Source organism: Pseudomonas sp. AB6 (assembly GCF_034314105.1).
Classification (GTDB): domain Bacteria; phylum Pseudomonadota; class Gammaproteobacteria; order Pseudomonadales; family Pseudomonadaceae; genus Aquipseudomonas.
Genome location: NZ_JAVIWJ010000001.1, coordinates 3,998,036 through 4,016,748 on the forward strand (window position 1 = coordinate 3,998,036; position 18,713 = coordinate 4,016,748).

Below are 18,713 nucleotides of genomic sequence, written 5' to 3' on the forward strand. Positions count from 1 at the left end.
ACGCCCCCTCGTGGGGCGTTTTGCTATCCGCCATTTGTCTAGAGAGCCTGGTTATGAACGTTCCTCATGAAACCATCGCTGCCATTGCTACTGCCCAGGGACGAGGTGGCGTAGGCATTGTGCGAATATCTGGTCCATTAGCGAGTACAGCTGCGTCAGCAATCATCGGTCGCACTCCTATCCCCCGCTATGCGCACTTCGGTCCTTTCAGCGATGAAAATGGAGAGGTTATCGACGAGGGCATCGCTCTTTACTTCCCCGGACCTAACTCATTTACCGGTGAAGATGTCCTGGAGCTGCAGGGGCATGGCGGCCCGGTAGTGATGGATATGCTGTTGCAGCGCTGTTTGCAGCTTGGCAGCAGATTAGCAAAGCCGGGTGAATTTAGTGAGCGCGCATTTCTCAATGACAAACTCGACTTGGCCCAAGCTGAGGCAATCGCCGACTTGATAGAAGCTAGCTCAGCGCAAGCGGCACGTAACGCTGTCCGATCCTTGCAAGGTGCTTTCTCAGTACGTGTGGATAACTTGACCGAAAAATTGATAGGTCTTCGAATCTATGTAGAAGCAGCCATCGATTTTCCAGAAGAAGAAATCGATTTTCTTGCCGATGGCCACGTACTTAATATGCTGGATGCTGTTCGCGATGAGTTATCCACAGTCTTGCGAGAAGCCGGACAGGGCGCGCTTCTACGGGACGGTATGACGGTAGTGATCGCCGGCCGACCTAACGCGGGAAAATCGAGTTTGCTTAATGCACTCGCAGGCAGAGAGGCAGCAATTGTCACTGACATCGCTGGCACGACACGAGACATTCTACGTGAGCATATCCATATCGACGGTATGCCATTGCACGTTGTGGATACGGCTGGACTGCGCGCTACGGATGATAAAGTTGAAAAAATTGGTGTTGAGCGAGCACTTAAGGCAATCAACGAGGCCGATCGGGTGCTATTGGTGGTGGATGCGACGGCCCCTGAGGCTGACGATCCCTTTGCCTTATGGCCTGAGTTTCTTGAGCAGAGACCCGATCCCTCCAAGGTAACGCTGATCAGGAATAAGGCCGACTTGAGTGGCGATGTCATTGGTCAAGAACGTAGCGCTGACGGCCACGTGACGATAAGCCTAAGTGCGATGGCTGCGGGAGAAGGCCTAGAGTTGTTAAGAGATCACTTAAAGGCGTGTATGGGCTACGAGCAAACCTCTGAAAGCAGCTTCAGCGCACGCAGGCGACATCTTGAGGCCTTAGGGCATGCCAGCGCATCGCTTGAGCATGGAAGAGCTCAGCTGACGCTCGCAGGCGCTGGCGAATTACTCGCCGAAGACTTACGGCAAGCTCAAAAATCATTGGGCGAAATTACCGGCGCTTTCAGTTCTGATGATCTGTTGGGACGTATCTTCTCCAGTTTTTGCATCGGCAAATAGACTCTCCCTTCCCCAATAACCTCCAACCGAGCGGATCAATGTCTGTCTCGGTGGCTTCCGTTCGCCCAACCTTTAGCAACAACCGCTATTTTGGGTGGAATAAGCCCTGTGTGTAACCATCCTTCAGCTCGGTTGATAACTAGGCTTAAAACCTGAGAATAATTCACCCTGTGGACAAGTCGCCCTTTAATCCACAGGCTTAGGCCACTTATCCCATCGGCCCAGGGCTACATGACCACAATGTTTTGATTCTCTGTACACAGCTAATATAAAGGGCTTCAGGATTCTATCCACAGAAACATGGCTCAGTAGTAGTAAACATAAAAACAAAGATTTATAAATTTCTTTTTTTTTAATTTATATAACCGTCAATCACCCACAGCTGGTTGAATTTTGTGCAAAAGGTTCCTTTCAAGGGGGGTAAGTCCCTATACTTGCCGACTGTCCAAAATTTAATTTCCTGTTCTCAAGAGTAGGAACGAGGTGCGTGGTGGATTTCCCTTCCCGTTTTGAGGTGATCGTCATCGGTGGCGGTCATGCCGGTACCGAAGCCGCACTGGCGTCAGCGCGCATGGGTGCAAAAACCTTGCTGCTGACGCATAACGTGGAAACACTCGGCCAAATGAGCTGCAACCCAGCCATCGGTGGCATCGGCAAAAGCCATTTGGTCAAGGAAATCGATGCCCTTGGCGGCGCGATGGCCATCGCGACCGACAAAGGCGGTATTCAATTTCGCGTGTTGAACAGCCGTAAAGGCCCAGCCGTTCGGGCTACCCGAGCTCAGGCTGACCGCGTGCTGTACAAGTCGGCTATTCGCGAAATTATCGAAAACCAGCCGAACCTGTGGATATTCCAACAAGCCTGCGATGACTTGATTGTTGAACAGGACCAAGTCCGCGGCGTGGTGACTCAGATGGGGCTCCGATTTCTCGCGGACGCGGTGGTATTGACCACGGGCACGTTCCTCGGTGGACTTATCCACATTGGAATGCAAAATTATTCGGGCGGACGCGCAGGTGATCCGCCGTCGATTGCGTTAGCTCAACGTCTACGCGAACTGCCTCTGAGAGTGGGTCGTCTTAAAACGGGCACGCCACCTCGTATCGATGGGCGTTCGGTGGACTTTTCGGTGATGACTGAGCAGCCAGGCGATACGCCGATTCCAGTCATGTCGTTCATGGGCTCGAAAGAACAGCATCCTGCCCAGGTCAGCTGCTGGATTACGCACACCAACGCCCGTACCCATGAAATCATCGCGGCCAACCTCGATCGTTCGCCGATGTATTCCGGCGTCATTGAAGGTGTTGGCCCACGTTACTGCCCTTCTATCGAAGATAAAATCCATCGCTTTGCCGACAAGGATAGCCATCAGGTTTTTATCGAACCGGAAGGGTTAACCACTCATGAGCTTTACCCGAACGGTATTTCGACTTCGTTGCCCTTTGACGTTCAACTGCAAATCGTCCGTTCGATTAGGGGCATGGAAAACGCGCACATTGTTCGCCCTGGCTATGCCATCGAATACGATTACTTCGACCCCAGGGATTTGAAATACAGCCTTGAAACCAAGGTGATAGGTGGTCTCTTTTTCGCTGGGCAAATCAACGGCACGACAGGCTACGAAGAAGCCGCCGCCCAAGGTTTGTTGGCCGGTGCTAATGCTGCGCTGCTTGCACAGGGTAAAGAAAGTTGGTGTCCACGCAGAGATGAGGCTTACATAGGCGTATTGGTCGATGACCTGATTACCTTGGGTACCCAAGAGCCGTACCGGATGTTCACTTCTCGTGCCGAGTACCGTTTGATTCTGCGTGAAGACAACGCCGACCTGCGGTTAACCGAGAAAGGTCGAGCGTTAGGGTTGGTCGACGATGCCCGTTGGGCGGCGTTCTGCACCAAGCGCGAAAGCATCGTTCTGGAAGAGCAGCGCCTGAAAAATACGTGGGTTCGCCCTGGTACTGCGCAGGGTGATGCCATTTCTGCGCATTTCGGTACGCCGCTGACCCATGAATACAATTTGCTCAATCTGCTGACGCGTCCTGAAGTCGATTACGCTAGTTTGATCGCCATCACGGGTGATGGCTGCAGTGATCCTCAAGTGGCCGAGCAGGTCGAAATCAAAACCAAATACGCCGGTTACATTGATCGTCAACAGGATGAAATCGCTCGTCTGCGGGCCAGTGAAGATACTAAGTTGCCCGCTGATATCGATTACGTAGGCATCTCTGGTCTATCGAAAGAGATTCAAGGCAAGCTGGGGATAACTCGTCCAGAAACGTTGGGTCAAGCCTCGCGCATACCTGGTGTGACCCCTGCAGCAATTTCGCTGTTGATGATTCATTTGAAAAAACGCGGCGCGGGCCGTCAGTTGGAGCAAAGCGCTTGAGTTCTATGGTTACCTCGCAACATGCCCAAGAGTTATCCCGTGGCGCCCTGCAACTTGGTGTCGATTTGAGCGAAAGCCAACACCACCAACTGCTGGCCTACTTGGCACTGCTGATCAAATGGAACAAGGCTTACAACCTCACTGCGGTTCGCGACCCAGATGAAATGGTTTCGCGGCATTTACTCGACAGCTTGAGCGTGGTGCCCTTCATAACCGGTGACCGTTGGCTTGACGTTGGCAGCGGCGGTGGAATGCCAGGCATTCCGTTGGCGATCTTGTTTCCCGATATGAAAGTCACGGTTTTAGACAGTAACGGCAAGAAAACCCGTTTTTTAACCCAAGTTAAACTTGAACTCAAACTTGATAATCTTGAAGTTATCCACAGCCGGGCGGAAACATTTCAACCTTTGCTGCCTTTCACCGGGATCGTTTCCCGAGCGTTTAGCAATCTCGCGGACTTTACCGGTTGGACGCGTCACCTTGGCGATATCCATACACGCTGGTTAGCGATGAAAGGCCTGCACCCCGCGGATGAGCTGGTAGCATTACCGACAGATTTTCGTCTCGATAGCGCACAAGCCTTGACCGTTCCTGGTTGCCAAGGCCAACGCCATCTGCTGATACTGCGCCGCACGGCATGATTGGGAACACGAGCAAGAATGGCTAAGGTATTCGCGATAGCGAACCAAAAAGGGGGCGTGGGTAAAACCACAACCTGTATCAACCTCGCAGCGTCATTGGTCGCGACCAAGCGCCGCGTTTTGTTGATCGATCTCGACCCGCAGGGCAACGCCACCATGGGCAGTGGCGTGGATAAACACGCCTTGGAACATTCGGTGTATGACGTATTGATCGGCGAGTGTGATTTGGCGCAGGCCATGCACTTTTCCGAGCATGGCGGTTACCAGTTGCTGCCCGCCAACCGCGATCTGACGGCTGCCGAGGTCGTCCTGCTGGAAATGCAGATGAGAGAAAGTCGCCTACGCAACGCGTTGGCACCCATTCGCGAGAATTACGACTACATTCTCATCGACTGCCCGCCGTCCTTGTCGATGCTTACCTTGAATGCGCTGGTTGCCGCGGATGGGGTCATTATCCCCATGCAGTGCGAGTATTTTGCGCTGGAAGGCTTGAGCGATCTTGTGGATAACATCAAACGTATTGCTGGATTGCTTAATCCCCAGCTGAAAATTGAAGGCCTGTTGCGGACCATGTATGACCCGCGCTTGAGTCTGATCAATGACGTGTCCGATCAGCTCAAGGAACACTTCGGTGATCAGCTCTACGACACTGTCATCCCGCGCAACATCCGTCTGGCGGAAGCGCCAAGCTTTGGGATGCCGGCGCTGGCCTATGACAAAACATCGCGCGGCGCCCTGGCTTACCTCGCCTTGGCGGGCGAGATGGTCCGTCGCCAACGTCGCAATCCTCGTCCCGCTCAGGCAACTTAAGGAAATCCGCATGGCCGTTAAGAAACGAGGTCTCGGACGTGGGCTGGATGCACTTCTGAGCAGTCCAACCGTCAGCGCGTTGGAAGAGCAGGCCGTTCAGGCCGATCAGCGAGAGCTGAATCATATCCCTCTGGATATTATCCAGCGTGGCAAATACCAGCCACGCCGCGACATGGACCCTCAAGCACTCGAAGAGCTGGCTCAGTCGATCAAGGCTCAGGGCGTCATGCAACCGATTGTGGTGCGTCCAATCGCAGGCGGTCGCTTCGAGATCATTGCCGGTGAACGGCGTTGGCGCGCGAGCCAGCAAGCGGGCTTGGAGACAATCCCGGCCATGGTTCGTGATGTGTCCGATGAAACCGCTATTGCCATGGCGTTGATCGAGAACATCCAGCGCGAAGACTTGAATCCGATAGAAGAAGCCGTCGCGCTGCAGCGTCTTCAACAAGAATTTCAGCTCACTCAGCAACAAGTGGCCGATGCTGTGGGCAAGTCCCGGGTAACCGTTGCGAACCTGCTACGCTTGATCGCATTGCCAGAAGTCATCAAAACCATGCTTTCCCATGGTGATCTAGAAATGGGTCATGCACGTGCATTGCTCGGATTGCCCGAAGAACGGCAAGTTGAAGGGGCGCGACATGTTGTCGCACGCGGTCTGACAGTACGCCAAACCGAGGCGCTGGTTCGACAATGGTTGAGTGGCAAGCCAGCTGCTGCCGAACCCGCAAAAAACGATCCGGACATCAGTCGCCTCGAACAGCGTCTGGCAGAGCGTTTAGGCTCTGCGGTGCAGATTCGCCATGGTCAGAAGGGTAAAGGGCAACTGGTTATTCGCTATAACTCGTTGGATGAGCTACAGGGCGTACTTGCGCACATTCGCTGAAACAGATGAGTTGTAGCGAGTAGTCGGAAATCACTACATGGCAGTTGAATAGGGGGTAATCCGCCCCTATACTCTGCGCGCATTTTGTCGGCACGAATTATGCCAGTTACTGATCTTGGCGGCCGACATTCCAGGGGTAGTTATGATGGAAAACCGCACGCAGAAACGCCTGCCGTTCCATCGCCTGGCGGTTTTTCCGGTACTACTGGCCCAGTGTGCAGTACTGCTGTTGGCAGCGTTGACGTTATGGCAGTGGCACGGTGTCGTTGCCGGGTACTCAGGTCTTTGCGGAGGTCTGATAGCTTGGCTGCCCAATTTGTACTTTGCTCACAAGGCTTTCCGGTTTACAGGTGCCAGAGAAGCGCAAGCCATTGTCCGGTCTTTTTACGCTGGCGAGGCAGGCAAACTTATTTTTACGGCAGTGCTTTTTGCGCTGACCTTTGCAGGGGTAAAACCACTGGCTCCGCTGGCGGTATTTGGGGTGTTCATGTTGATCCAATTGGTCAACTGGTTCTCGCCCCTGCTTATGAGAACAAGACTTTCGAGACCTTAGGGCGTTTGAGGCAACCATGGCATCAGAGCAAACAGCTTCGGCATATATCCAGCATCACCTGCAAAATTTGACCTTTGGTCATTTGCCAACCAGTGGTTGGGGTTTTGCTCATGACGCGGCGCAAGCCAAGGAAATGGGTTTCTGGGCTTTCCACGTCGATACTCTCGGCTGGTCGGTCGCACTGGGGTTGATCTTTATTCTGATCTTCCGCATGGCAGCCAGAAAGGCAACCTCCGGCCAGCCGGGCGCTTTACAGAACTTCGTCGAGATTTTGATCGAGTTCGTCGATGGCAGCGTAAAAGACAGTTTTCACGGACGGAGTCCGGTCATCGCACCGTTGGCGCTCACTATTTTTGTCTGGGTGTTCCTGATGAACGCAGTTGACCTGTTACCGGTCGACTGGATCCCGCACTTGGCGATGTTTGTCACTGGCGACTCTCATGTCCCATTCCGCGCCGTATCGACAACTGATCCTAACGCTACCTTGGGCATGGCCCTTTCGGTATTTGCGTTGATTATTTTCTACAGCATCAAGGTCAAGGGCATCGGCGGCTTCATCGGCGAAATGACCCTGCACCCTTTTGGTAGCAAAAACATCTTTCTACAAGCGTTATTAATTCCGGTGAACTTCCTGCTTGAATTCGTGACGTTGATTGCCAAGCCTATTTCGTTGGCACTGCGTCTGTTTGGCAACATGTATGCCGGCGAGCTGGTGTTCATCCTGATCGCTGTCATGTTTGGCAGTGGCTTGCTCTGGCTGAGTGGTCTGGGCATCGTGCTGCAATGGGCGTGGGCTGTATTCCACATCCTGATCATCACCCTGCAAGCGTTCATCTTCATGATGCTTACCATTGTCTATTTGTCGATGGCTCACGAAGAAAACCATTAAGGCTCGCTAGAGCGACTTGATGACCCTCCGCTTCGGCGGCAGGGTGCCCGCAAGGGCTGATGTGAACAATTTTGTTTTACCGCTTTAAATCTAAAAAACCTAACCAATACGACGTAAAAGTCGGGAGGAAAGATGGAAACTGTAGTTGGTCTAACTGCTATCGCTGTTGCACTGTTGATCGGCCTGGGCGCACTGGGTACCGCAATTGGTTTTGGCCTGCTGGGCGGCAAGTTCCTGGAAGGCGCAGCGCGTCAGCCAGAAATGGTCCCGATGCTTCAGGTCAAAATGTTCATCGTTGCTGGTTTGCTCGATGCCGTGACCATGATCGGTGTTGGTATCGCTCTGTTCTTCACCTTTGCGAACCCCTTCGTTGGTCAACTCGCTGGCTAATCTCTCGAATTTTCGAGTGGATTGGTGTGATGGACAACGAACGAGCGAGGTGTTGGCGTGAACATTAATGCAACCCTGATTGGTCAGTCCGTTGCGTTCTTCATTTTTGTACTGTTTTGCATGAAGTTCGTGTGGCCTCCGGTCATCGCTGCTTTGCACGAACGTCAGAAGAAGATCGCGGATGGGCTGGACGCTGCTACACGAGCAACTCGCGACCTGGAGTTGGCCCAAGATAAAGTGGGTCATCAACTGCGTGAAGCGAAGGCTCAAGCAGCAGAAATCATTGAGCAAGCCAAGAAACGCGGTACTCAGATTGTCGAAGAAGCCCGTGAACAGGCTGTTATCGAAGCTGACCGTGTGAAGGCTCAGGCTCGGACCGAGATCGAACTGGAGCTGAACGGCGTCAAAGACGCGCTACGCGCCCAATTGGGTAGCCTGGCGGTCAACGGTGCTGAAAAGATCCTGGGTGCCACAATCGATCAAAACGCGCACGCGGAGCTGGTTAATAAACTGGCTGCTGAAATTTAAGCGAGGGCGATCATGGCAGAACTGACCACGTTGGCCCGACCTTACGCTAAGGCAGCCTTCGAGCATGCACAGGCCCACCAGCAACTGGCCAATTGGTCAGCCATGCTTGGCCTGGCTGCAGCTGTGTCGCAAAACGACACAATGCAGCGGATGCTCACGGCACCGCGACTGACGAGCGCAGACAAGGCCACCACTTTTATTGAAGTGTGTGGCGACAAGTTTGATGTCAAGGCACAGAATTTCATCCACGTCGTTGCTGAAAACGACCGTCTCCTGCTTCTACCGGAGATCGCCGAACTGTTTGACCTGTACAAGGCCGAGCAGGAAAAATCGGTCGATGTGGATGTCACCAGTGCTTTTGCATTGAACGAAGAACAGCAAGACAAACTCGCCAAGGTTCTCAGTGCACGGCTCGGCCGGGAAGTGCGCCTGCATGCTGCGGAGGATGCCTCTCTAATAGGTGGTGTCATCATCCGCGCCGGCGACCTGGTTATCGATGGCTCAGTTCGTGGCAAACTCGCGCAACTGGCCGAAGCATTGAAATCTTGAGTTTGAAGGGGCAGCAGAGCAATGCAGCAACTCAATCCTTCCGAAATAAGTGAAATTATCAAGGGTCGCATCGACAAGCTCGATGTAACCTCCCAAGCCCGTAACGAAGGCACAGTCGTCAGCGTATCTGACGGCATCGTGCGGATTCACGGTCTGGCCGACGTTATGTACGGCGAAATGATCGAGTTTCCGGGCGGCGTCTTTGGTATGGCGTTGAACCTTGAGCAAGACTCTGTGGGTGCCGTTGTATTGGGCGCTTACCAGATGCTGGCTGAAGGCATGAGCGCCAAGTGCACTGGCCGCATCCTCGAAGTTCCGGTTGGTCCGGAATTGCTGGGTCGTGTAGTCGATGCATTGGGTAACCCAGTTGACGGCAAAGGCCCTCTGAACAACGTCCTTACCGACGCTGTCGAGAAGGTTGCACCCGGCGTGATCTGGCGTAAGTCGGTAGACCAGCCTGTACAGACTGGCTACAAGGCTGTCGATGCCATGATCCCTGTCGGCCGTGGTCAGCGCGAGCTGATCATTGGTGACCGTCAGATCGGTAAAACCGCTCTGGCGATCGACGCGATCATCAATCAGAAAAACAGCGGCATCTTCTGCGTCTACGTAGCAATTGGTCAGAAACAATCGACCATCGCTAACGTGGTTCGCAAACTCGAAGAAAACGGCGCGTTGGCTAACACCATCGTCGTTGCTGCCAGTGCTTCCGAATCAGCTGCGTTGCAGTTCCTTGCTCCGTACTCCGGTTGCACCATGGGCGAATATTTCCGCGACCGCGGCGAAGACGCGCTGATCGTTTATGACGATCTGTCCAAGCAAGCAGTGGCTTACCGCCAGATTTCCCTGCTGCTGCGCCGTCCGCCAGGCCGTGAAGCCTACCCAGGCGATGTGTTCTATCTCCACTCCCGTCTTCTGGAGCGCGCATCGCGTGTTTCCGAAGCGTATGTAGAGAAGTTCACCAACGGTGCTGTGACTGGCAAGACCGGTTCATTGACCGCTCTGCCAATCATCGAAACTCAGGCTGGCGACGTTTCCGCGTTCGTTCCGACCAACGTGATTTCCATCACCGACGGTCAGATCTTCCTGGAATCGGCGATGTTCAACTCTGGCATCCGTCCAGCTGTGAACGCCGGTGTTTCCGTATCCCGTGTGGGTGGTGCTGCTCAGACCAAGATCGTCAAGAAGCTTTCCGGTGGTATCCGTACCGCTCTGGCTCAGTACCGTGAATTGGCGGCATTCGCCCAGTTCGCTTCTGACCTGGACGAAGCCACTCGCAAGCAGCTTGAGCATGGTCAGCGCGTTACCGAGCTGATGAAGCAAAAGCAATATGCGCCGATGTCTATCGCTGATATGTCGTTGTCCCTGTATGCCGCTGAACGTGGCTTCCTGGTGGACGTCGAGATTCCAAAAATCGGCAGCTTCGAGCAGGCTCTGATTGCTTACTTCAACCGCGATCACGCCGAATTGATGGCGAAGATCAACGTGAAGGGTGACTTCAATGACGAAATCGATGCAGGCCTTAAAGCCGGTATCGAAAAGTTCAAGGCCACCCAAACCTGGTAAGCCGCAGCGGGGGCCGAGAGGCTCCCGCTTGCTAACCTGATAGGTGTTACATGGCAGGCGCAAAAGAGATTCGCAGTAAGATTGCGAGCATCAAAAGCACGCAAAAGATCACCAGCGCCATGGAAAAAGTGGCGGTTAGCAAAATGCGCAAGGCTCAAATGCGTATGTCGGCTAGCCGTCCTTACGCGGAGCGCATCCGCCAGGTAATCGGACATCTGGCCAACGCCAACCCGGAATACCGCCACCCGTTCATGATTGATCGCGAAGTAAAGCGTGTCGGTTATGTCGTTGTGAGCAGTGACCGAGGTTTGTGCGGCGGCTTGAATACCAACCTGTTCAAGGCTTTGGTCAAGGACATGGCGGTAAACCGTGAAGACGGCGTAGAGATCGATCTGTGTGTGATCGGCAGCAAAGGCGCGACCTTTTTTCGCGTTTTTGGCGGTAATGTCGTCGCTGCGATCAGCCATCTGGGCGAAGAGCCATCGATCAATGACTTGATTGGTAGCGTCAAGGTGATGCTGGATGCCTATTTGGACGGTCGTATCGATCGTCTGTCCGTGGTGTCCAACAAGTTCATCAACACCATGACGCAGCAGCCTCAGGTGGAACAGTTGATTCCGCTGGTTGCGACCCCGGATAAAGAACTCAAGCACCACTGGGACTATCTTTACGAACCGGACGCCAAAGAGCTGCTTGACGGCTTGATGGTTCGCTACGTTGAGTCACAGGTCTACCAAGCGGTGGTCGAGAACAACGCAGCTGAACAAGCCGCGCGGATGATCGCAATGAAGAACGCTACTGATAACGCCGGTGATTTGATCAGCGATTTACAACTGATCTACAACAAGGCGCGTCAGGCTGCGATCACCCAAGAGATCTCGGAAATCGTCGGCGGCGCTGCCGCGGTTTAACGGTTCAAATATTCAGAGGATCCAGCTAATGAGTAGCGGACGTATCGTTCAAATCATCGGCGCCGTGATCGACGTGGAATTTCCACGCGAAAACGTACCGAGTATCTACAACGCGCTGTTGGTAAAAAGCGCGGCCGGGACCACCCTGGAAGTTCAGCAGCAGCTGGGCGACGGCGTGGTCCGTACTATTGCGATGGGCTCCACCGAGGGCTTGAAGCGCGGTCTGGAAGTCACGGACTCTGGCGCAGCCATCTCCGTACCGGTCGGTAAAGCGACCTTGGGCCGGATCATGGATGTTCTGGGTAACCCGATCGACGAATGTGGCCCGATCGAAACGGAAGAGCGTTGGGGCATTCATCGTCCTGCGCCTACTTTCGCTGAACAGGCAGGCGGTAACGACCTGCTAGAGACCGGCATCAAGGTTATCGACCTGGTATGCCCGTTCGCAAAAGGCGGTAAAGTCGGTCTGTTCGGTGGTGCCGGTGTAGGCAAAACCGTAAACATGATGGAACTGATCCGTAACATCGCCATCGAGCATAGCGGTTATTCCGTGTTCGCCGGTGTGGGTGAGCGTACCCGTGAGGGTAACGACTTCTACCACGAGATGAAGGACTCCAACGTTCTCGACAAAGTGGCATTGGTTTACGGTCAGATGAACGAGCCGCCGGGTAACCGTCTGCGTGTAGCACTGACTGGCCTGACCATGGCCGAGAAATTCCGTGACGAAGGTAACGACGTTCTGCTGTTCGTCGACAACATCTATCGTTACACACTGGCCGGTACTGAAGTATCCGCACTGCTGGGGCGTATGCCATCTGCAGTAGGTTACCAACCTACCCTGGCTGAAGAGATGGGTACTCTGCAAGAGCGCATCACTTCGACCAAAGCCGGTTCGATTACCTCGATTCAAGCTGTCTACGTACCTGCGGATGACTTGACCGACCCGTCGCCTGCGACCACGTTTGCCCACTTGGACGCTACCGTCGTACTGTCCCGTGACATCGCTTCGCTGGGTATCTACCCGGCGGTTGATCCGCTGGATTCGACTTCGCGCCAACTGGATCCGGATGTTGTAGGTCAGGATCACTACGACACCGCTCGCGGCGTACAGTACGTGCTGCAGCGTTATAAAGAATTGAAGGATATTATTGCGATTCTGGGTATGGACGAGCTGTCAGAAACTGACAAGCAGTTGGTATCCCGCGCACGTAAAATCCAGCGTTTCTTGTCGCAGCCGTTCTTCGTGGCTGAAGTCTTTACGGGTGCCTCGGGTAAATACGTTTCCCTGAAAGACACCATTACTGGCTTCAAAGGCATCCTCAACGGTGACTACGACCACTTGCCAGAACAAGCGTTCTACATGGTCGGCGGCATCGAAGAAGCGATCGAGAAAGCCAAAAAACTGTAATCCCGGTGCCCGGTAAAACGGGTGCTAATTAGGTTGAGGCAAGCAAATGGCTATGACAGTCCATTGCGATATCGTCAGCGCGGAAGGAGAAATTTTCTCCGGTCTGGTCGAGATGGTGATTGCGCACGGCAACCTGGGTGATATCGGTATCGCTCCAGGCCACGCGCCGCTGATCACTGATCTGAAGCCAGGTCCGATCCGCTTGATCAAGCTGGGCGGGGAAGCCGAGGTGTTTTACATCTCGGGCGGTTTCCTCGAAGTGCAGCCAAACATGGTCAAGGTTCTTGCCGACACTGTGCAACGTGCTGCCGACCTAGATGAAGCATCTGCTCAGAACGCTGTAAAAGCGGCTGAGAAGGCGCTAAATGAAAGAGGTGCAGATTTCGATTACGGCTCTGCGACCGCACGTCTGGCGGAGGCGACAGCTCAGCTGCGCACCGTTCAGCAAATTCGTAAAAAATATGGTGGTTAACCCCATCCGTTTTTTACGTGATTGAGAAAAAGGGTAGCCTCGGCTACCCTTTTTTCTTTTTTAAAATTCACCACCGGTCGCCCTCGCTGACCGCCTAGGATTGGTAGACAGCTATGTCACTTGATATCGTTATTCTCGCTGCGGGCCAAGGCACACGTATGTGTTCGGCCTTGCCCAAGGTTCTGCTTCCGGTGGCGGGTGACTCTATGCTCGGGCATGTTATCCACAGCGCGCGCCAACTTAATCCACAGCGTATCCACGTGGTGATTGGTCATGGTGCCGAACTGGTTCGCGAGCGTTTATCGGCAGATGACCTTAATTTCGTCTTGCAAGACAAGCAGCTTGGCACTGGCCACGCGGTAGCCCAAGCGCTGCCTGAGTTAACCGCTGATAACGTGCTCATTCTTTACGGCGACGTGCCGTTGATTGAGGTGGACACGCTGCGGCGCCTGTTGAAGAACGTCACCACCGAACAATTGAGTCTACTGACGGTGACGCTTGCTGACGCCACAGGTTATGGCCGGATCGTGCGAGATGAACAGCATCGAGTCGCTGCCATTGTGGAGCACAAGGATGCGACCGAGGCGCAGAAAGCGATTACCGAAGGCAACACCGGTATTCTCGCTGTGCCTGGCAAGCGGTTGGCGGACTGGCTGGGTAGGTTGTCCAACAACAACGCTCAGGGCGAGTATTACCTGACTGACGTAATCGCCTTGGCAGTGCAGGATGGGCTGGTGGTCGCCACCGAGCAGCCGCTGGATGCCATGGAGGTTCAGGGCGCCAATGACCGCAAGCAACTTGCCGAACTGGAGCGTCACTATCAGATACGTGAAGCCCGCCGTTTAATGGCGTTGGGTGTCACCCTGAGAGACCCGGCGCGTTTCGATGTACGTGGCGAAGTAAGCGCTGGCCGCGATGTACTGATTGACGTCAATGTGGTCCTTGAGGGCCGAGTGATCATCGAAGATAACGTCATCATTGGTCCCAATTGCATCATAAAAAACAGTACGTTGCGCAAGGGCTCAGTTGTTAAAGCCAACAGTCATATTGACGGTGCGGTGCTGGGCGAGGGAAGCGATGTAGGTCCTTTTGCTCGACTTCGCCCAGGCAGCGTCCTAGAGGCGCTGGCGCATGTGGGTAACTTTGTTGAATTGAAAAACGCCCACCTCGGAGAAGGCGCTAAAGTGGGCCATTTGACCTACCTGGGCGATGCAGAGGTGGGTGCGCGGACCAATATTGGGGCCGGCACCATTACCTGTAACTACGACGGGGTGAACAAACACAAAACCATCATTGGTGAAGACGTATTTATCGGTTCCAATAATTCGTTGGTGGCGCCTGTGGATATCTATTCGGGTGCCACTACGGCTGCTGGATCTACCCTCACTCAAAACGTCCCCGCCGACCATTTAGCCATTGGACGCGCCCGTCAGCGCAACATCGAAGGATGGAAGCGGCCGGCAAAAATCAAAAAAGACTGAAGTTATCCACAGACGAATCATTGCCACGATCTATTGGGGAAAAATCGACAACAGGCAGACATTAGCTTGACGAATTTTCGCTAATGGGTTTTGATTGCCTTCGTTATCTTTCGAAGCGAAATTTATCTCCCCATGTCGAAACGCAATACACCACAACGTCGCCACAATCTGCTTGCCTTGCTCAATGAGCAGGGCGACGTGAGTGTCGACGATATGGCAAAACGCTTTGATACCTCGGAAGTGACTATTCGTAAAGACCTCGCAGCGCTTGAAGGCGATGGATTGCTGCTGCGTCGCTACGGCGGCGCGATTGCGCTGCCGCACGAGTTAATGGCAGATAGCTGCCAGCCAGTCTCAAAGTACAAGCTAGCCATTGCACGAGCCGCTGTTGCAAGGATTCGAGAGCACGCACGCATTATTGTGGACAGTGGCAGCACGACCGCTACGTTGATTTCTGAGTTGGGCAGCCTGCCCGGGTTGGTGGTGATGACCAATTCGCTGCAGGTTGCCACCGCGCTGACTGAACTTGAGCGCGAGCCGGTGCTGCTGATGACTGGCGGCACATGGGATCCACATTCCGAATCGTTCCAAGGACGGGTCGCCGAAAAGGTGCTTCGCTCCTACGATTTTGATCAGTTATTCATTGGTGCTGATGGCATTGATTTGAATCGCGGCACGACAACATTCAACGAACTGCTGGGCTTAAGCCAGGTTATGGCTGAAGTTGCTCGTGAAGTCGTGGTGATGGTTGAAGCAGATAAAGCTGGTCGAAAAATTCCCAATCTGGAACTGCCGTGGAGCAGTATCCACACCCTAATTACCGATGATCGCTTGCCCACTGAGGCACGTGAACAGATTCAAGCCCGCGGCATAACCCTGATTTGTGCTGCTGTTTGCTAGGAGAGAACCATGTGTGGAATTGTCGGCGCTGTTGCTGAGCGTAATATCACAACCATTTTGCTCGAAGGCCTCAAGCGCCTGGAATACCGTGGCTACGACAGCGCTGGCGTGGCGCTTTTTACCAACGCGGGCAAGCTTGAACGCTGCCGTCGGCCGGGCAAGGTTGCTGAGCTTGAGCAAGCGCTCGCTGGCGAACCGTTGATTGGCCGTCTAGGTATTGCTCATACCCGTTGGGCAACCCATGGCGCGCCGTGCGAGCGTAATGCTCACCCGCACCTTTCTGCGGATGAACTGGCGGTCGTGCACAACGGCATCATCGAAAACCATGAAGAACTTCGGGACCGTCTCGAAGGCCTGGGATACGTCTTTACCTCGGACACCGACACCGAAGTCATCGTCCACCTCCTGCATCACAAATTTAAAGACTCAGGTGATTTGACCATTGCGTTGAAGGCCGCCGTCAAAGAGCTGCACGGCGCTTATGGTTTGGCTGTGATCAGCGCCAAGCAGCCAGATCGTTTGCTTGCTGCCCGCAGTGGCAGTCCTTTGGTCATCGGCCTGGGCCTGGGTGAAAACTTCCTCGCGTCGGACCAACTCGCGCTGCGGCAAGTTACTGACCGTTTCGTGTACCTGGAAGAAGGCGATATCGCTGAGATTCGTCGCGACAGCGTGCAGATCTGGACGGTTGCTGGTTTGCCGGTCGAGCGTGAAGTCGTCCAATACCATGAGGGCGCGGAAGCGGCCGACAAAGGTAAGTTCCGCCATTTCATGCTCAAGGAAATCCACGAACAACCGAAAGTAGTGCAGCGCACACTTGAAGGACGTTTGGGTCAACACCAAGTGTTGGTTCAAGCATTTGGACCACAGGCAGCCGAACTGTTTGCCAAGGTGCGTAACGTGCAGATCGTAGCGTGCGGTACCAGTTACCACGCAGGCATGGTGGCCCGATACTGGTTGGAAGCTTTGGCCGGGATCCCGTGTCAGGTCGAAGTTGCCAGCGAGTTCCGTTACCGCAAGGTCGTTGTGCAGCCCGACACGTTATTTGTCTCGATCTCACAATCGGGCGAGACCGCTGACACCCTCGCCGCTTTGCGCAACGCAAAAGAACTGGGTTTCCTCGCCAGCCTGGCTATCTGCAACGTCAGCATCAGCTCGCTGGTGCGTGAGTCGGACTTGACGCTCCTGACCCAGGCCGGCCCGGAAATAGGCGTCGCCTCCACCAAAGCCTTTACCACCCAGCTGGTTGCTTTGCTACTGCTGACCCTGGCCTTGGGGCAAGTAAAAGGCACGCTGGAAGAAGGCGTTGAAGCAGAATTGGTTGAAGAACTCCGTCGCCTTCCTATCCGTCTGGGCGAAGCGTTGGCCATGGACAGCACCGTCGAAAAAGTCGCCGAGCTGTTTGCCGAGAAGCATCACACCCTGTTTTTAGGGCGTGGCGCCATGTACCCGGTTGCCATGGAAGGATCGCTCAAGCTCAAAGAGATTTCCTATATCCACGCAGAAGCCTATCCAGCCGGTGAACTCAAACACGGTCCGTTGGCCTTGGTCGACAGCGACATGCCCGTCGTCACCGTGGCGCCGAACAACGAGCTGTTGGAAAAGCTCAAATCCAACTTGCAAGAAGTCCGCGCCCGCGGCGGCGAATTGATCGTCTTCGCTGACGAACATGCCGGCATGACCAACGGCGAAGGCACACACGTCATCGCCATGCCGCACATCATCGACACCCTGGCGCCTATTCTCTACACCGTCCCCCTGCAGTTGTTGTCGTATTACGTCGCGGTACTTAAGGGCACGGACGTGGACCAACCGCGTAACTTGGCGAAATCGGTGACGGTGGAGTGAGTTGTCCACATTTGGGGCTGTGTGGTCTTACGAAATAAAAACTGTCGCAACTAAATAAAAACTGTCGCTGGCGGCTTCCTTTCCTCGGGTCGGTTTGCCAGCGACAGCTCTCCTCAACGTGCCTCCTCGCTTCGGGCACGTATCAAGGTTTGAAAGCCCAATATGATCCTAGCGATTCAGCCGGAAGAATCAGTCCGTTCCTACGTGGAAAGAAATCTTTTCATTAATGGGAAACATTCTTCAGAGGATGCTTTTCGGAATTTTTCAAAAACCTGCCCCTCAACCTCCGACTCGCTGGAGATCAGTAATTTGCTGGGGGGGGGCGGGATGCCAGGGTTTCAATAGGATGCTTCACAGGCATACTGATTATCCGATGAGGGCAGTTTTCAAAAACATACAAGACATTTCCTACTCTGAGCGTGAATATCTATCGGGATCAACTTGTTTCGACTCAATCAGAATCGAATCAGGATTCTGTCCAGTTTGCGTTCAAGAAGATGTCAAAAGATTAGGGTTTTCATTCTGGCGACGAGCCCATTGTTCTGAGCTCAAAGTATGCGCTGAACACAACGTGGTGTTAGTGAAGCGTTGTCCGGCCTGTGGTCGTCGATTTTCCTATGGTGGGCATGCGCTTAATGTGCTTTGGAAGACTTGCGGAGGGACTAATATCACAGACTGCACCGCGACATTGAACACCGATCAGATTGAGCTTAAAAAATCGAAAATATATATGGAAATTCTGTCGTTTCCCCATCATATTTCCGAAGAAGCGGCCCTCAGTGTTTTAAATAAAAAGGTTCATCTAGACGACACCTATAAGTGCGAGGTCAACTACTTAGGATATCCGTTTCATGTTGGCTCCTCGCCAGGATCAGCAGCGGAAGTTAGACCGCCCTCGGTTAAGTGGTAGCTCTAGGCCAGCCAGCCAATTCAGCACCACCAGAGCGGCGGTCACAGGAAACACCCAGTTTCGGCCATATATAATTTAAGTCGCTAAACAACGATTTGTGCTTCCTAGCGCTATAGACCGGATCCATGCAGTGTTTACTATCGAAGCATTCTTTACCGCGACTTAGTGTA

At 53.8% G+C, this 18,713-nt stretch carries 17 protein-coding genes; all 17 read left to right on the forward strand.

Features of this window, described 5'->3' with window-relative positions; translation table 11 throughout:
• Positions 1–53 precede the first annotated feature (53 nt).
• Entirely contained in the window at positions 54–1,424 is a 1,371-nt protein-coding gene (mnmE, locus tag RGW60_RS18860; RefSeq protein WP_322205997.1) for a tRNA uridine-5-carboxymethylaminomethyl(34) synthesis GTPase MnmE, read from the forward strand.
• Positions 1,425–1,914: 490 nt separating this feature from the next.
• Positions 1,915–3,807, forward strand: a complete 1,893-nt coding sequence (mnmG, locus tag RGW60_RS18865; RefSeq protein WP_322205998.1) for a tRNA uridine-5-carboxymethylaminomethyl(34) synthesis enzyme MnmG — start codon at positions 1,915–1,917, stop codon at positions 3,805–3,807.
• A gap of 5 nt (positions 3,808–3,812) precedes the next feature.
• Positions 3,813–4,448 carry a 16S rRNA (guanine(527)-N(7))-methyltransferase RsmG gene (gene rsmG, locus RGW60_RS18870; RefSeq protein WP_322206971.1) on the forward strand — a complete coding sequence of 212 codons (636 nt, stop codon included), beginning with the start codon at positions 3,813–3,815 and terminating at the stop codon, positions 4,446–4,448.
• Between the two features lie 18 nt (positions 4,449–4,466).
• Positions 4,467–5,258: a ParA family protein gene (locus tag RGW60_RS18875; RefSeq protein WP_322205999.1), complete on the forward strand. Its 792-nt coding sequence runs from the start codon at positions 4,467–4,469 to the stop codon at positions 5,256–5,258.
• Positions 5,259–5,268: 10 nt separating this feature from the next.
• Positions 5,269–6,141: a ParB/RepB/Spo0J family partition protein gene (locus RGW60_RS18880; protein WP_322206000.1), complete on the forward strand. Its 873-nt coding sequence runs from the start codon at positions 5,269–5,271 to the stop codon at positions 6,139–6,141.
• A 145-nt stretch (positions 6,142–6,286) separates the two neighbouring features.
• A complete protein-coding gene (locus RGW60_RS18885) occupies positions 6,287–6,694 on the forward strand; it encodes a F0F1 ATP synthase subunit I (RefSeq protein ID WP_322206001.1) in 408 nt (135 codons plus the stop codon).
• Positions 6,695–6,710: 16 nt separating this feature from the next.
• A complete protein-coding gene (gene atpB / locus RGW60_RS18890) occupies positions 6,711–7,583 on the forward strand; it encodes a F0F1 ATP synthase subunit A (RefSeq protein WP_322206003.1) in 873 nt (290 codons plus the stop codon).
• A 132-nt stretch (positions 7,584–7,715) separates the two neighbouring features.
• Positions 7,716–7,973: a F0F1 ATP synthase subunit C gene (gene atpE / locus RGW60_RS18895; protein WP_002555987.1), complete on the forward strand. Its 258-nt coding sequence runs from the start codon at positions 7,716–7,718 to the stop codon at positions 7,971–7,973.
• Between the two features lie 57 nt (positions 7,974–8,030).
• A complete protein-coding gene (locus RGW60_RS18900) occupies positions 8,031–8,501 on the forward strand; it encodes a F0F1 ATP synthase subunit B (RefSeq protein WP_322206004.1) in 471 nt (156 codons plus the stop codon).
• Between the two features lie 12 nt (positions 8,502–8,513).
• The gene (locus tag RGW60_RS18905; RefSeq protein WP_322206005.1) at positions 8,514–9,050 is read left to right on the forward strand and encodes a F0F1 ATP synthase subunit delta; all 537 of its coding nucleotides are present in this window, start codon (positions 8,514–8,516) and stop codon (positions 9,048–9,050) included.
• 21 nt (positions 9,051–9,071) lie between these two features.
• Positions 9,072–10,616, forward strand: a complete 1,545-nt coding sequence (gene atpA, locus RGW60_RS18910; protein ID WP_322206006.1) for a F0F1 ATP synthase subunit alpha — start codon at positions 9,072–9,074, stop codon at positions 10,614–10,616.
• A gap of 50 nt (positions 10,617–10,666) precedes the next feature.
• Complete coding sequence (gene atpG, locus RGW60_RS18915) at positions 10,667–11,527, forward strand: F0F1 ATP synthase subunit gamma (RefSeq protein ID WP_322206007.1); 861 nt, start codon at positions 10,667–10,669, stop codon at positions 11,525–11,527.
• Between the two features lie 28 nt (positions 11,528–11,555).
• Complete coding sequence (gene atpD, locus RGW60_RS18920) at positions 11,556–12,935, forward strand: F0F1 ATP synthase subunit beta (RefSeq protein ID WP_322206008.1); 1,380 nt, start codon at positions 11,556–11,558, stop codon at positions 12,933–12,935.
• 46 nt (positions 12,936–12,981) lie between these two features.
• Entirely contained in the window at positions 12,982–13,407 is a 426-nt protein-coding gene (locus tag RGW60_RS18925; protein ID WP_322166813.1) for a F0F1 ATP synthase subunit epsilon, read from the forward strand.
• A 113-nt stretch (positions 13,408–13,520) separates the two neighbouring features.
• Positions 13,521–14,888 (forward strand): bifunctional UDP-N-acetylglucosamine diphosphorylase/glucosamine-1-phosphate N-acetyltransferase GlmU, encoded by a 1,368-nt coding sequence (glmU, locus tag RGW60_RS18930; protein WP_322206009.1) that lies wholly within the window; start codon positions 13,521–13,523, stop codon positions 14,886–14,888.
• Between the two features lie 132 nt (positions 14,889–15,020).
• Positions 15,021–15,788, forward strand: a complete 768-nt coding sequence (locus tag RGW60_RS18935; protein WP_322206010.1) for a DeoR family transcriptional regulator — start codon at positions 15,021–15,023, stop codon at positions 15,786–15,788.
• Positions 15,789–15,797: 9 nt separating this feature from the next.
• Positions 15,798–17,633: a glutamine--fructose-6-phosphate transaminase (isomerizing) gene (glmS, locus tag RGW60_RS18940; protein ID WP_322206011.1), complete on the forward strand. Its 1,836-nt coding sequence runs from the start codon at positions 15,798–15,800 to the stop codon at positions 17,631–17,633.
• The last annotated feature ends 1,080 nt before the right edge of the window (positions 17,634–18,713 follow it).